The sequence below is a fragment of the Streptomyces sp. 1114.5 genome (assembly GCF_003635085.1).
Lineage (GTDB): Bacteria > Actinomycetota > Actinomycetes > Streptomycetales > Streptomycetaceae > Kitasatospora.
Map to the genome: position 1 here is coordinate 2,036,940 of NZ_RBXE01000001.1, position 13,183 is coordinate 2,050,122.

A 13,183-nucleotide genomic window follows, 5' to 3' on the forward strand; every position below is an offset into this window, starting at 1 on the left:
TAGGCGTACGGACCGACACCGGCGGGGGATCGACGTGGGTGTCACTCGAAAGTGTGCCGCAGGGGCGGCTGCCGCGGGGCGGTGACGCGGGCTAGCGTCGTCCGTACGTCGACGGTCGGAGGAGTCCCGCCATGCGTCATGCACACCCTGTGGAAACCGTCCGGGCTGCCGAGGCCGTGCTGATGGCGCGGCTGCCGGAGGGCACGTTGATGCAGCGGGCGGCCGCCGGGCTGGCCGCCACGTGTGCCCGGTTGCTGGGGCGGGTGTACGGCAGCCGGGTGGTGGTGCTGGCGGGCAGTGGGGACAACGGGGGTGACGCGCTGTACGCCGGGGCCGCGCTGGCCCGGCGCGGGGCGCGGGTGACGGCGGTGCTGCTGGTGCCGGAGAAGGCGCACCCGGGTGGGCTGGCCGCGCTGCGGGCCGTCGGCGGGCGGGTGACGGCGGAGCAGGAAGTCGGCCTGGCCGACTTCTCGCGCGCGGACCTGGTGCTGGACGGGATCGTCGGCATCGGCGGGCGGGGCGGGCTGCGGCCCGAGGCCGTGCCGTACGCGCGGGCCGAGCGGCGCGGGGTGGTGGTGGCGGTGGACCTGCCCAGCGGGGTGGACGCCGACACCGGCGAGGTGCCGGGGGAGGCGCTGCGCGCGGACGTCACGGTCTGCTTCGGCACGTACAAGCCCGGGCTGCTGGTCGACCCGGGCGCCTCGTACGCGGGCGCGGTGCAGCTGGTCGGGATCGGGCTGGAGCTGCCTGAGGCGGAGGTGACGGCACTGCAGCACGCGGACGCGGCGGCGCTGCTGCCGCTGCCCGGCGCGGAGAGCGACAAGTACCGGCGCGGCGTGGTCGGGGTGGCGGCCGGCTCGGCGACCTACCCGGGGGCGGCGCTGCTGGCCGTCGCCGGGGCGCTGCGGGGCGGCGCGGGCGCCGTCCGGTACGTGGGCACGGCGGCCGACGAGGTGGTGCGGCGCTTCCCGGAGACGCTGGTCACCGAGGGCGGGCCGGCCGGGGCCGGGCGGGTGCAGGCCTGGGTGGTCGGGCCGGGCGGCGGCGAGGGGGCGCGGCAGGCGCTGACCGAGGCGCTGGCGGGCGACGTCCCGGTACTGGTGGACGCGGACGGGCTGACCGAGCTGGGCCGGCTCGGCCCGGACGCGCTGGCCGGCCGCACCGCGCCCACCCTGCTCACCCCGCACACCGGCGAGGCCGCCCGGCTGCTCGCCGGCGCCGAGGGCACCGCGCCCCCGGCCGCCGACGACCTGGCCGCCACCCGGCTCGCCACCGCCCGCCGACTGGCGGCCGCCTACCGGGCGACCGTGCTGCTGAAGGGCTCCACCACGGTGATCGCCGACCCCGGCGGCGCCGTCCGGGTCAACCCCACCGGCACCTCCTGGCTGGCCACCGCCGGCAGCGGCGACGTGCTGGCCGGCCTGGCCGGTTCCCTGCTGGCGGCGGGTCTGCCGCCGCTGGACGCCGCGTCGGTGGCCGCGTACCTGCACGGGCTGGCGGGCCGCACGGCGGCGGGCGACCCGGGCGCGCCGACGACGGCGCTGGGGGTGGCGGCGGCGCTGCCGGCGGTCTGGCGGGCGGTGCGGAGGGGCTAGGGCCTGTCCGGCGGATCTTGCCGGGCGCACGACGCCGGATCATCCCGCCTGGACGCACGCCCGAATCGTCCAAGTACACCCAGTACGAGGGCGATTCGGGCGCACGCCCAGACGGGCGCCCGACGCCGCGCGCTGATCCGACAAGATCCGCCGGACAGGCCCTAAGGCGTGTCTGACACGCCCTGGCACGCGGAACCGGGGAGTCCGATCGGGCGTCCCTGTAGCGGGGGGTGAACGGTCGTCGCAGGTCGGCGTGGGCGATGGGGCCCGGGCATCGGCCGCCGCGCCGATGGGCCGTTCGGCGAGGACTCCGGGACGTCTGGGAGACTGACCCTGATGACAACTGCGAACACGACCGGCACAGCCCCCCTGACCGACGGCGTACGGGCCGAGGCGACCATCGATCTCGGCGCCCTGCGCGGCAACCTCGCCGCGCTGCGCGAGCGCGTCGGCAGCACGGCGGTGATGCTCGCGGTCAAGGCGGACGCCTATGGCCACGGGGCGGTCGAGTGCGCCCGGGAGGCGGTCGCCAACGGGGTCGGCTGGTTCGGCTGCGCGACGCCCGACGAGGCGCTGGCGCTGCGGGCCGGGGGCATCCGCCCGGAGCAGGCCCGCATCCTGTGCTGGCTGTGGACACCCGGCGGGCCGTGGCGCGAGGCGCTGCGCGCGGACCTGGACATCTCGGTCAGCGGGCAGTGGGCGCTGGACGAGCTGCTGCCGGCCGTCCGCGAGACCGGCATCCCGGCACGCGTGCACCTCAAGGTGGACACCGGCCTCGGCCGCAACGGCTGCCAGCCGCACGACTGGCCGCAGCTGGTCGCCGCCGCCCGCCGCGCCGAGGCCGAGGGCCTGCTCACGGTGGTCGGCGTCTGGTCGCACTTCGCGGCCGCCGACGAGCCCGGCCACCCGTCGATCCAGGCCCAGCTGGACTCCTTCCACGCCGCCCTGGCCACGGCCGAGGCCGCCGGGCTGCGCCCCGAACTGCGGCACCTGGCGAACTCGCCGGCCACCCTGCTGCTGCCCCAGTCACACTTCGACCTGGTCCGCACCGGCCTCGCCGCGTACGGGCTGTCGCCCGTGCCCGAGGTGGGCTCGCCGGCCGACTTCGGGCTGCGCCCGGTGATGTCGCTGACCGCGCGGCTGGCGCTGGTCAAGGAGGTCCCCGGCGGGCACGGGGTCAGCTACGGCCACCACTACACGACGCCTGGCCCGACCACGCTGGGCCTGGTCCCGGTCGGCTACGGCGACGGCATCCCCCGGCACGGCAGCGGCACCGGCCCGGTGCAGATCGGCGGCAAGTGGCGCACGGTGGCCGGCCGGGTGGCGATGGACCAGTTCGTGGTGGACCTGGGCGGCGACACCCCCGGGATCGGCGACGAGGCGCTGCTGTTCGGCAACGGCGAGCGCGGCGAGCCGACCGCCGAGGACTGGGCCCGCGCCTGCGGCACCATCTCGTACGAGATCGTCACCCGGATCGGTGCCCGGGTGCCCCGCCGTTACCTGGGCGGCAGCCACTTCGAGGGTGCGTCGGCATGACGGAGGCACCGGTCGGGGACGGCGCGGTCGCGGCGGTGGCCAAGGCGGCCGGCGCCGCCTCCGGGGTGAGCCGGGCGGGTGTGATCGGAATCTCGGTCGGCGTGCTGGCGGCCGGGGCGGCCGCCGGGGTGGCGATCGAACGGCTGACGGTCGGCCGGGCGATGCGCCGCCGGGCCCGGGCCGAGCTGGACGCCGGCGCCCCGTACGGCTCGCTGCGCGGGCTCCCGAGGACGGTGGCCGCACCGGACGGCACGGAGCTGTACGTCGAACTGGACGGCACCGGCTGGGATGCGCCGGACGGCAGCAGTACCCGCCCCGGAGGCGAGTGGGCGAGTAGCAGCCCCGAGCCGTTGACCGTCGTTTTCTGCCACGGCTACTGCCTCAGCCAGGACAGCTGGCACTTCCAGCGGGCCGCGCTGCGCGAGGGCATGCGGCTGGTCTTCTGGGACCAGCGCAGCCACGGCCGTTCCGAGCGCTCCCGTTCGTACCTGGCGGGCGAGCCGGCCGGCATCGACCAGCTGGGCGGTGACCTCAAGGCGGTGATCGACGCCGTGGCGCCGACCGGGCCGCTGGTGCTGGTGGGCCATTCGATGGGCGGCATGACGGTGATGGCGCTGGCCGACCAGCACCCGGAGCTGTTCCGGGAGAGGGTCGCCGGGGTCGCCCTGGTCGGCACGCTCGCGGGCGGCTGGAACGACGTGAACCTCGGCCTGCCGAAGGCCGGCGCGAAGCTGTTCAAGAAGGTCGCGCCCGGGGTGGTGAAGCTGCTGGGCCGCCAGGTGGACCTGGTGGAGGCGACCAGGCGGCTGGGCTCGGACGTGACCTCGGTCTTCTACCGCAGGTTCTCCTTCGGGAGCCGGGAGGTCGACCCCGGTGTGGTGCGCTTCGCCGAGCAGCTGCTGGACGGCACCCCGATCGACGTGGTGGCCGAGTTCTACCCGGTGTTCGGCGTGCACGAGAAGTACGAGGCGCTGGCCGCCCTGCGCGGTCTGCCGGCCCTGGTGCTGGCCGGGACGAAGGACCTGCTGACGCCTTCGGCGCACAGCGAGGCGATGGCCGAGCGGCTGCCGGGGGCGGAGCTGGTCCTGGCCGAGGGCGCCGGGCACCTGGTGATGCTGGAGCGGCCGGAGCTGGTCGACCGCGAGCTGGCGCGGCTGCTGTGCCGGGCCGCCGAGGTCGCCGGGGCTGCGCCGCTGCCCGCGGCCGTCCTCGACCTGGCCCGGGAGCAGGCCGCCGACGCGGCCCCCGAGCCCGTCTGACGCCCCCTGACGCGCGCCCGGTTCTCGCAGGTTCTCGCGAGGAGTTGCCGCCCGGCGCATCCGGGGGCGGCGATGTGGCACGGTAGCGGTGGCGGCCGGTGGTCGGCGCGCCGGTACGGACCGAAGGGCAAGACACGCGCATGGGCTCGCACGCCACTCTCACCGTCCCCACCCCGGAGCGGATGGGCCGGCTCGGCCGGGAGCTGGCCGCTCTGCTGCGGCCGGGGGACCTGGTGCTGCTCTCCGGCGAGCTGGGGGCGGGGAAGACCACGCTGACCCGGGGCCTGGGGAGGGGCTGCAGGTCCGCGGGGCGGTGACCTCGCCGACCTTCGTGATCGCCCGGGTGCATCCCTCGCTGGTCGGCGGCCCGTCGCTGGTGCACGTGGACGCGTACCGGCTGGGCGGGGACCTGGACGAGATGGAGGACCTCGACCTGGACGTCTCGCTGCCGGAGTCGGTGATCGTCGTCGAGTGGGGCGAGGGCAAGGTCGAGCGGCTGTCCGAGGACCGGCTGGAGGTCCGGATCGAGCGCGCCCTGGGCGACACCGCCGCCGGGGACGACCACGACCCGCGCCGGGTGCTGCTGACCGGCATCGGCCCGCGCTGGGCGGGCGTGGAGCTGGCGGAGCTGGCGTAGGGCCTGTCGGCCCACGGGGCGTCTCGACTTCCCGACAGGCTGTCGGCAAGATGTTGCGGGCGGGCTGCCGCGCGTGGTGGGATGGGTGCTGCGGTTAGGTCTGCCTAACTAGGGAGGCGCCATGTCGAGCACCACCCCCGCCCCGGAGCGCGCCGTTCGCGACGCCGGGGCCGGAGAGTCCGCCCCCCGCGCTGCGGGGGAGCCGATGCGGGCGCTGCTGGCCGCCTGCGCGGCCGCCGAGGCGGTGTCCACCCCGCCCGAGCCGAAGCCCGGGCAGGCCGAGGAGCCCGGGACGGAGACGCCCCGGGCCGCCTGAGCCGCCCCGAAAGCCGAAGCCCCGAGCCCCGGGCCCCAGGACGTGGCTCAGGCGACCACGACCACCTTGGTGTCCTTCGGCGCGAAGTCCCAGAGCAGCTGGCCCTCGGCGCGGCCGCTGCGGATGCCGCCGGTCTTGGCCTTCGGGTCGGCGGTCGGCATCGCGCCGTCCACGGCCGCGCCGAAGCCGAACACCACGCCGTTCTGCTGGGCGAAGCGCACCACGTGCTCGATCTGGCGGCCGTCCGCGCCGGTGCCGGTCGGGGTGCGGCTGTACACGGCGTAGCTGCCCGGGGTGGGCTCGACCGAGCCCGGGACGACCTGGAACGCGGCCGCGACCTGCGGGCTCTTCTTCGGGTCGACCAGCCAGACGTAGTGGCTGCCGATCGAGTAGACGACCCGGGTGCCGGTGCCCGAGGTGGCCGGCAGCGGCGGCGCGACCGGGGTCGGCGTGGCGCTCGGCGCCGCGGCGGTGGCCGTGCCGGTCGCCGTGGTGGTGACGGTGGGCTTGGCACCGCCCGCCCGGTCCTGGGCGCCGTTGGCCTGGAAGGCCAGCAGGCTCACCACCGCCAGGGCCCCCAGGGTCAGCCCCGTGACCACAACTCCAGGACCCATCTTCGCCACGTGCTGCTCCCGCCGCCGTCCCTTTTCGTACCGGCCTATCGTGCCAGGTCCGTCCGTCCGGCTCGCAGTGCCTCGGATGTGTGTTCCCGGGTGGTACGCCCTGCCGATCGGCCGGTCGGCCCAACGTCGGTCTAACCTTGACCCGTGCTGCTGCTCGCGTTCGACACCGCTACCCCCGCCGTTACCGCCGCCGTCCACGACGGCACCGCCGTCCTGGCCGAGACCCACCAGGTCGACGCCCGGCGCCACGGCGAACTGCTGCTGCCCGCGATCGACGGGGTCCTGCGGACGGCCGGGGTGGACAAGCACCGGCTGACCGGGATCGCGGTCGGCGTCGGCCCGGGCCCGTACACCGGCCTGCGGGTCGGCCTGGTGACCGCCGCCGCGCTCGGGCACGCCCTCGGGCTGCCGGTGTACGGCGTCTGCACCCTGGACGCGATCGCCTTCCAGGCCCGCGCCGAGGGCCTGGCCGGGCAGCCGTTCACCGTCGCCACCGACGCGCGCCGCAAGGAGGTCTACTGGGCCTCGTACGACGCCGAGGGCCGCCGCACCGAGGGCCCGGGCGTGGACCGCCCGGCCGAGCTGACCCCGCAGAGGCGTTCCGTCGGCGCCGGCGCGCTGCTCTACCCCGACGCCTTCCCGGGCGCGCACGGCCCCGAGCACGTGTCGGCCGGCGCCCTGGCCGGCTTCGCCGCCGCCGAGCTGGCCGCCGGGTGCGAGCTGCTGCCGAACGTCCCGCTGTACCTGCGCCGCCCCGACGCCCAGGTCCCGGCCGGCTACAAGGCGGTGCTCCCGGCGTGAACCACGGCACCACCCTGCGCCCGATGCGCTGGTGGGACATCGCGCCGGTGATGGAACTGGAACTGCGGCTCTTCCCCGAGGACGCCTGGTCCACCGGGATGTTCTGGTCCGAGTTGGCCGAGGCCCACCCCGGCGGCACCCGCCACTACACCGTCGCCACCGCCGCGGACGGCGCGATCGTCGGCTACGCCGGACTGATGGCGGTCGCCGGCGAGGGCGACGTCCAGACCATCGCCGTCGACGACCGCCACCAGGGCGGCGGCCTCGGCACGGCGCTGCTCACCGACCTGATCCGGGAGTCCGCCCGGCGCGGCTGCGCCGAACTGCTGCTGGAGGTGCGGGTGGACAACCTGCGCGCCCAGCGGCTGTACGAGCGCCACGGCTTCGAACCGGTGGGCATCCGGCGCGGCTACTACCAGCCCGCCAACGTCGACGCGCTGGTGATGCGCCTCGACCACCCCGGCACTGACCGCACTGACCCGAAGGACATTGAGGACACCCACCATGGCTGACGAACCGCTCGTCCTCGGCATCGAGACCTCCTGCGACGAGACCGGCGTCGGCATCGTGCGCGGCACCACGCTGCTGGCCGACGCGGTCGCGTCCAGCGTCAACGACCACGCCCGCTTCGGCGGCGTCGTCCCGGAGATCGCCAGCCGCGCGCACCTGGAGGCGATGGTCCCCACCATCGAGCGCGCCCTGGAGACCGCCGGGATCAAGGCGAGCGACCTGGACGGCATCGCCGTCACCGCCGGCCCCGGCCTGGCCGGCGCGCTGCTGGTCGGCGTCAGCGCCGCGAAGGCGTACGCCTGGGCGCTGGACAAGCCGCTGTACGGGGTCAACCACCTCGCCTCGCACATCTGCGTCGACCAGCTGGAGCACGGCCGGCTGCCCTCGCCGACGATGGCCCTGCTGGTCTCCGGCGGGCACTCCTCGCTGCTGCTCAGCGAGGACATCACCACCGACGTCCGCCCGCTCGGCGCGACCATCGACGACGCGGCCGGCGAGGCCTTCGACAAGGTCGCCCGGGTGCTCGGCCTGGGCTTCCCCGGCGGCCCGGTGGTCGACCGCAAGGCCCGCGAGGGCGACCCGAAGGCGATCGCCTTCCCGCGCGGCCTGACCGGCAAGAACGACCCGGAGTACGACTTCTCCTTCTCCGGCCTGAAGACCGCCGTCGCCCGCTGGGTGGAGGCCAAGCGCCGGGCCGGCGAGGAGGTGCCGATCGCCGACGTGGCGGCGTCCTTCCAGGAGGCGGTCACCGACGTGCTCACCCGCAAGGCCGTCAAGGCGTGCAAGGACAACGGAGTCGACCACCTGATGATCGGCGGCGGCGTCGCGGCCAACTCGCGGCTGCGCGAGATGGCCCAGCAGCGCTGCGACCGGGCCGGCATCCGGCTGCGGGTGCCCCGGCCGGGCCTGTGCACCGACAACGGTGCGATGGTCGCGGCCCTGGGCGCCGAGATGGTCTGGCGCGACCGCGCGCCCTCCGCCTTCGACCTGTCCGCCGACTCCTCGCTGCCGGTGACGGACGTCCACGTGCCCCACACCCACCTCCACGGCCAGGCGTACGACGCCCTCGGCGGTGGCGCCGGATGACCGTCGCCGCGATGTGGGAGGCCCGGGCGGCGGACGGCCGGGCGGCCGAACTCGCCGACTGGGCAAGGGAGTCGGCGCTGCCGACGGTGCGCGGCGCGGCCGGGCTGGAACGCCTCGAACTGTTCTCCGCCCCGGGCGAGAGGGTGCTGCTGATCACCTGGTGGAGCGGCGAGCCGGTGCCGCTCCCCGACCCGCCGGCCGAACTGCTCGGCCGCCCGGTGCACCGCTGGTCCTTCACCAGCGAGCACGTCGAGTAGACGGTGATCGGGAACCGCCGCCCCGGCCGCTAACGTGCATGGCGGAGAGAAGGCTGGACGGGAACCGGGAGCGCGGTGCGGTGAGCAGGAACGGGCGGAGCAGGACCAGGACGTACGCGGTCGGGGCGCTGGCGCTGCTGGCCTTCGCCACCGCGTGCGGCGACAACGGCGGCGGCAGCGCCGCCCCGGCCGCCACGACGACGGCGCCGAGCGCGCCCCAGCCGGCCGGGGCCGCCCCGACCGCCGCGGCCGCCATCCCCGGTGCCCCCGCCCCGGCGGGCGCCGGCGCGGCGGCCTGGGCGAAGTGGAGCCTCACCCCGCTCGCCCCCGCCCCGGCGCCGCCCGCGGACAAGCCGATCAAGCTCGAACGGACCGGCCCGGTACCGGTGTTCAGCGAGGTGAAGACGTCCGACAAGGTGGTCTTCATCACCATCGACGACGGCGCCGAGAAGGACCCGAAGTTCGTCGAGATGCTGACCGATCTCAAGGTGCCGATCTCGATGTTCCTGACGAAGGACATCGTCAAGAACGACTACGGCTACTTCAAGCCGCTCCAGGCGCTGGGCAACCACATCCAGAACCACACCGTGGACCACCCGGTGATGAGCAAGCTGCCGGCGGACAAGCAGAAGTCCGAGGTCTGCGACGACCAGGCCGCGCTCACCCAGCAGTACGGCACCGCCCCGCTGCTGTTCCGCCCGCCGTTCGGCGACGGCGCCAACACCCCGACGCTCAACACCTCGGTGCAGCAGTGCGGTCCGCGCGCGATCGTGCTGTGGCGCGAGTCGATGCAGATCCACGACATGCAGTACCAGGCCGCGGACAAGAAGCTGAAGCCCGGCGACATCATCCTGGCGCACTTCCGCGGCCCCAAGGAGCTCAAGGGCGCCACGATGACCCAGATGTTCGGCGACCTGCTGGCCCGGATCCAGGAGCAGGGCTTCTCGGTGGCCCGGCTGGAGGACTACATCCAGGCGCCGGCCTCGTAACTTCCTGCCTCGTGACTGCCTCAGGACGGGACCGGCTGCCCCAGCATCATCAGCGGGCCGTGGTCGGTGCGGCTGAGGATCACCGTGACGGTGTTCGGCCCGGAGGGCTTCAGCTGACGGCGCAGCTCCTCCGGGGTGATCGCCATCCCGCGCTTCTTGATCACCACCGTGCCGACCGCGCGCTCGCGCAGCAGGGCCTTCAGCTTCTTGATGTTGAACGGCAGTACGTCGGTCAGCTCGAAGGCGTGCGCGTACGGGGTGGCGACCAGCTCGTCCGCGGTCAGGTAGGCGATCTTCGGGTCGATCAGCCGGCCGCCGACCTGCTCGGCCACCTCGGCGACCAGGTGGGCCCGGATCACCGCGCCGTCCGGTTCGTACAGGTAGCGCCCGACCGGGCCGGCCGGCGGGTCGGGAAGGTCGCCGCCGGTCAGGCTGGCGCCCTGCGGCAGCAGGGTGGCGCGGTGCGGGCGGGAGGCCCCGGTGCCGAACCAGAGCACCGCCTCCTTGACGTCGCCGTGGTCGGAGACCCACTCGGCCTCGGCGTCCTCCGGGACGGCCTCGTGCGGGATGCCCGGTGCGACCTTCAGCGCCCCGATCGGGGTCCGGCGGCCCGCCTCGATCGCCCAGGAGAGCGGCGGCGCGTACGCCTCCGGGTCGAAGACCCGGCCGCGCGAGGTGCGCCGGGCCGGGTCGGTGAACACCGCGTCGTAGCCGGTGACGTCCACCTCGGCGACGTCCTCGCAGACCACCTCGACCAGGTGGGCCAGGCCCAGCGCGGCGGCGTTCGCGGCGGTGGCGGCGCAGGCCGCCGGGTCCTTGTCGACGGCCAGCACCTGGATCCCGGCCCGGGCCAGCGCCAGCACGTCCCCGCCGATGCCGCAGCAGAGGTCCGCCAGCCGCCGTACGCCCAGCTCGGCGAAGCGCCGGGCCCGCCATTCGGCCACGCTGCGCCGGGTGGACTGCTCGACCCCGTTGGGCGTGAAGTACATCAGGTCGGCGTCCGTCCCGAACTTCGCCCGCGCCCGCTGCCGGAGTCGGGCCTGCCCGAAGGCCGCCGAGACCAGCTCCGCCGGGTGCTCCCGTCGCAGCCGGGTCGCCAGCGCCAGCTCCTCCTCGGGCGCGAACTCGCGCAGTTCGGCGAGCAGGGACTGGCCCTCGGGGGTGAGCAGGGGCTGGAGGTTCTCGGTGTCCACGAGGTCATTCTGACCGGTCGGAAGTCGAAGCGGTGTCGGCGGGCGGCCGGTCGGGTCGGCGCCGGAGGATGCCCGAGGAGGGCCGCACATGAGTACGGCTACTCGTCCGTAGCCCGGGTTCCCCGGGCGCGCCGTTGGCACTCTGGTTGACGGAGTGCTAACACCGGCCTATGGTCGTCCTTGGCACTCCCCACTGGGGGAGTGCTAACGCGAAGACGCGTGTCTGACCCCCGCGACGGCAGGCCCGCAGGTTCGCCACCTACCCGTTAGAAAGCCCCGTAATCTCCGAAGGGGAGCTCGGACGTGACCACCAGCAGCAAGGTTGCCATCAAGCCGCTCGAGGACCGCATCGTGGTCCAGCCGCTCGACGCCGAGACCACCACGGCCTCCGGCCTGGTTATCCCGGACACCGCCAAGGAGAAGCCCCAGGAGGGCGTCGTCCTGGCCGTCGGCCCGGGCCGCTTCGAGGACGGCCAGCGTCTGCCGCTCGACGTCGCCGTCGGTGACATCGTCCTGTACTCGAAGTACGGCGGCACCGAGGTGAAGTACCAGGGCGAGGAGTACCTGGTCCTCTCGGCCCGCGACGTTCTCGCGATCATCGAGAAGTAAGTCGTTCCGACCCGCCCCGGATCCGTGTCCCAAGTGACAGGGGCCCGGGGCGTGGTTGTTGGTTCACGTAGTTCGGCGGCCGGTGGGCCGACCGCATCCCCGAGGGAATAGGGAACATGGCGAAGATCCTGCAGTTCGACGAGGACGCCCGCCGCTCGCTGGAGCGCGGTGTCAACAAGCTGGCCGACACCGTCAAGGTGACCATCGGCCCCAAGGGCCGCAACGTCGTGATCGACAAGAAGTTCGGCGCCCCGACCATCACCAACGACGGTGTCACCATCGCCCGTGAGGTCGAGCTGGACGACCCGTACGAGAACCTTGGCGCGCAGCTCGTCAAGGAGGTCGCCACCAAGACCAACGACGTCGCGGGTGACGGCACCACCACCGCCACCGTGCTGGCCCAGGCCCTGGTCAACGAGGGTCTGCGCAACGTCGCCGCCGGCGCCGGCCCGGCCGCCCTGAAGAAGGGCATCGACAAGGCCGTCGCCGCCGTCTCCGAGCACCTGCTGTCCGTCGCCCGCGAGATCGAGGGCAAGGACGACGTCGCCGCCGTCGCGTCCCTCTCCGCGCAGGACACCCAGGTCGGCGAGCTGATCGCCGAGGCGATCGACAAGGTCGGCAAGGACGGTGTCATCACCGTCGAGGAGTCGAACACCTTCGGCGTGGAGCTGGACTTCACCGAGGGCATGCAGTTCGACAAGGGCTACCTGTCGCCGTACTTCGTCACCGACGCGGAGCGTCAGGAGGCGGTCCTGGAGGACCCGTACATCCTGATCAACCAGGGCAAGATCTCCTCCATCCAGGAGCTGCTGCCGCTGCTGGAGAAGATCCTGCAGGGCGGTGCCTCCAAGCCGCTGCTGATCATCGCCGAGGACGTCGACGGCGAGGCGCTGTCGACCCTGGTCGTGAACAAGATCCGCGGCACCTTCAACGCCGTCGCCGTCAAGGCCCCGGGCTTCGGCGACCGCCGCAAGGCGATCCTCGGCGACCTGGCCACCCTGACCGGCGGCACGGTCATCTCCGAGGAGGTCGGCCTCAAGCTCGACCAGGTCGGCCTGGACGTGCTGGGCACCGCCCGCCGCGTGACCATCACCAAGGACGAGACCACCGTCGTCGACGGCGCCGGTGACGCCGAGGCCGTGGCCGGCCGCGTCGCCCAGATCAAGGGCGAGATCGCCGCGACCGACTCCGACTGGGACCGCGAGAAGCTGCAGGAGCGCCTGGCCAAGCTGGCCGGCGGCGTCTGCGTCATCAAGGTCGGCGCCGCCACCGAGGTGGAGCTGAAGGAGCGCAAGCACCGCCTGGAGGACGCCATCTCGGCGACCCGCGCCGCGGTCGAGGAGGGCATCGTCGCCGGCGGTGGCGCCTCCCTGGTCCACGCCGCCAAGGTGCTGGACGGCGGCCTGGGCCTGTCGGGCGACGAGGCGACCGGTGTCGCGGTCGTCCGCAAGGCGCTGCACGAGCCGCTGCGCTGGATCGCCCAGAACGCCGGCCTGGAGGGCTACGTCATCACCTCCAAGGTCTCCGAGCTGGAGGCCGGCCAGGGTTACAACGCCGCCACCGGCGAGTACGGCGACCTGGTGAAGGCCGGCGTCATCGACCCGGTCAAGGTCACCCGCTCCGCCCTGGAGAACGCCGCCTCGATCGCCTCCCTGCTGCTCACCACCGAGACCCTCGTGGTGGAGAAGAAGGAGGACGAGGCCGACAACGGTCACGGCCACTCGCACGGCGGCCACGGCCACTCGCACTGAGGCCCGAACCACTGACCGGAG

General features: G+C 74.2%; 13 protein-coding genes and 1 pseudogene. 12 read left to right on the forward strand and 2 right to left on the reverse strand.

Features of this window, described 5'->3' with window-relative positions; translation table 11 throughout:
* The first annotated feature begins 131 nt into the window (after positions 1 to 131).
* The 5 genes and pseudogenes from BX285_RS08980 to BX285_RS09000 all read left to right on the forward strand — a co-directional run bounded on the left by BX285_RS08980 (position 132) and on the right by BX285_RS09000 (position 5,343).
* Positions 132 to 1,595 (forward strand): NAD(P)H-hydrate dehydratase, encoded by a 1,464-nt coding sequence (locus BX285_RS08980; protein WP_183107033.1) that lies wholly within the window; start codon positions 132 to 134, stop codon positions 1,593 to 1,595.
* A gap of 336 nt (positions 1,596 to 1,931) precedes the next feature.
* Entirely contained in the window at positions 1,932 to 3,131 is a 1,200-nt protein-coding gene (gene alr, locus BX285_RS08985) for an alanine racemase (RefSeq protein WP_121174850.1), read from the forward strand.
* Positions 3,128 to 4,390, forward strand: coding sequence for an alpha/beta fold hydrolase (locus tag BX285_RS08990; RefSeq protein WP_121174851.1), 1,263 nt, complete (start codon positions 3,128 to 3,130; stop codon positions 4,388 to 4,390). Before alr ends, BX285_RS08990 begins: the two co-directional genes overlap by 4 nt.
* A 140-nt stretch (positions 4,391 to 4,530) precedes the next feature.
* Positions 4,531 to 5,027, forward strand: a pseudogene (tsaE, locus tag BX285_RS08995) (tRNA (adenosine(37)-N6)-threonylcarbamoyltransferase complex ATPase subunit type 1 TsaE).
* 121 nt (positions 5,028 to 5,148) lie between these two features.
* Positions 5,149 to 5,343, forward strand: a complete 195-nt coding sequence (locus BX285_RS09000) for a hypothetical protein (protein WP_097237506.1) — start codon at positions 5,149 to 5,151, stop codon at positions 5,341 to 5,343.
* A gap of 47 nt (positions 5,344 to 5,390) precedes the next feature.
* On the opposite strand, the gene BX285_RS09005 is transcribed toward BX285_RS09000, so the two are convergent.
* Positions 5,391 to 5,957 carry a hypothetical protein gene (locus BX285_RS09005; protein WP_121177367.1) on the reverse strand — a complete coding sequence of 189 codons (567 nt, stop codon included), beginning with the start codon at positions 5,955 to 5,957 and terminating at the stop codon, positions 5,391 to 5,393.
* Positions 5,958 to 6,110: 153 nt separating this feature from the next.
* Between BX285_RS09005 and tsaB the strand changes: the two genes are divergently transcribed.
* From tsaB to BX285_RS39150, 5 genes are read left to right on the forward strand one after another with little or no spacing between them, the layout of a single operon-like run.
* Entirely contained in the window at positions 6,111 to 6,767 is a 657-nt protein-coding gene (gene tsaB, locus BX285_RS09010) for a tRNA (adenosine(37)-N6)-threonylcarbamoyltransferase complex dimerization subunit type 1 TsaB (protein WP_121174852.1), read from the forward strand.
* Positions 6,768 to 6,790: 23 nt separating this feature from the next.
* On the forward strand, positions 6,791 to 7,279 hold the full coding sequence (gene rimI / locus BX285_RS09015) for a ribosomal protein S18-alanine N-acetyltransferase (RefSeq protein WP_097240186.1): 489 nt from the start codon (positions 6,791 to 6,793) through the stop codon (positions 7,277 to 7,279).
* The gene (tsaD, locus tag BX285_RS09020; protein WP_097237508.1) at positions 7,272 to 8,363 is read left to right on the forward strand and encodes a tRNA (adenosine(37)-N6)-threonylcarbamoyltransferase complex transferase subunit TsaD; all 1,092 of its coding nucleotides are present in this window, start codon (positions 7,272 to 7,274) and stop codon (positions 8,361 to 8,363) included. The genes rimI and tsaD overlap by 8 nt, the downstream gene beginning before the upstream one ends.
* A complete protein-coding gene (locus BX285_RS09025) occupies positions 8,360 to 8,620 on the forward strand; it encodes a hypothetical protein (protein WP_121174853.1) in 261 nt (86 codons plus the stop codon). Before tsaD ends, BX285_RS09025 begins: the two co-directional genes overlap by 4 nt.
* A 38-nt stretch (positions 8,621 to 8,658) precedes the next feature.
* Entirely contained in the window at positions 8,659 to 9,609 is a 951-nt protein-coding gene (locus BX285_RS39150) for a polysaccharide deacetylase family protein (protein ID WP_121174854.1), read from the forward strand.
* Positions 9,610 to 9,629: 20 nt separating this feature from the next.
* Here BX285_RS39150 and BX285_RS09035 read toward each other — a convergent pair whose 3' ends face one another.
* A complete protein-coding gene (locus tag BX285_RS09035) occupies positions 9,630 to 10,892 on the reverse strand; it encodes a class I SAM-dependent methyltransferase (RefSeq protein WP_121174855.1) in 1,263 nt (420 codons plus the stop codon).
* Between the two features lie 213 nt (positions 10,893 to 11,105).
* Here BX285_RS09035 and groES point away from each other — a divergent pair, with 213 nt between their 5' ends.
* Positions 11,106 to 11,411 carry a co-chaperone GroES gene (groES, locus tag BX285_RS09040; protein ID WP_014136232.1) on the forward strand — a complete coding sequence of 102 codons (306 nt, stop codon included), beginning with the start codon at positions 11,106 to 11,108 and terminating at the stop codon, positions 11,409 to 11,411.
* Between the two features lie 116 nt (positions 11,412 to 11,527).
* Positions 11,528 to 13,162, forward strand: coding sequence for a chaperonin GroEL (gene groL, locus BX285_RS09045; protein WP_097237512.1), 1,635 nt, complete (start codon positions 11,528 to 11,530; stop codon positions 13,160 to 13,162).
* Positions 13,163 to 13,183: the final 21 nt, after the last annotated feature.

Coding starts and splice junctions, on each gene's coding strand:
- BX285_RS08980 (WP_183107033.1), top strand. CDS start 132: ATGCGTCATGCACACCCTGTGGAAACCGTCCGGGCTGCCGAGGCCGTG.
- alr (WP_121174850.1), top strand. CDS start 1,932: ATGACAACTGCGAACACGACCGGCACAGCCCCCCTGACCGACGGCGTA.
- BX285_RS08990 (WP_121174851.1), top strand. CDS start 3,128: ATGACGGAGGCACCGGTCGGGGACGGCGCGGTCGCGGCGGTGGCCAAG.
- BX285_RS09000 (WP_097237506.1), top strand. CDS start 5,149: ATGTCGAGCACCACCCCCGCCCCGGAGCGCGCCGTTCGCGACGCCGGG.
- BX285_RS09005 (WP_121177367.1), bottom strand. CDS start 5,957: ATGGGTCCTGGAGTTGTGGTCACGGGGCTGACCCTGGGGGCCCTGGCG.
- rimI (WP_097240186.1), top strand. CDS start 6,791: ATGCGCTGGTGGGACATCGCGCCGGTGATGGAACTGGAACTGCGGCTC.
- tsaD (WP_097237508.1), top strand. CDS start 7,272: ATGGCTGACGAACCGCTCGTCCTCGGCATCGAGACCTCCTGCGACGAG.
- BX285_RS09025 (WP_121174853.1), top strand. CDS start 8,360: ATGACCGTCGCCGCGATGTGGGAGGCCCGGGCGGCGGACGGCCGGGCG.
- BX285_RS39150 (WP_121174854.1), top strand. CDS start 8,659: ATGGCGGAGAGAAGGCTGGACGGGAACCGGGAGCGCGGTGCGGTGAGC.
- BX285_RS09035 (WP_121174855.1), bottom strand. CDS start 10,892: ATGTGCGGCCCTCCTCGGGCATCCTCCGGCGCCGACCCGACCGGCCGC.
- groL (WP_097237512.1), top strand. CDS start 11,528: ATGGCGAAGATCCTGCAGTTCGACGAGGACGCCCGCCGCTCGCTGGAG.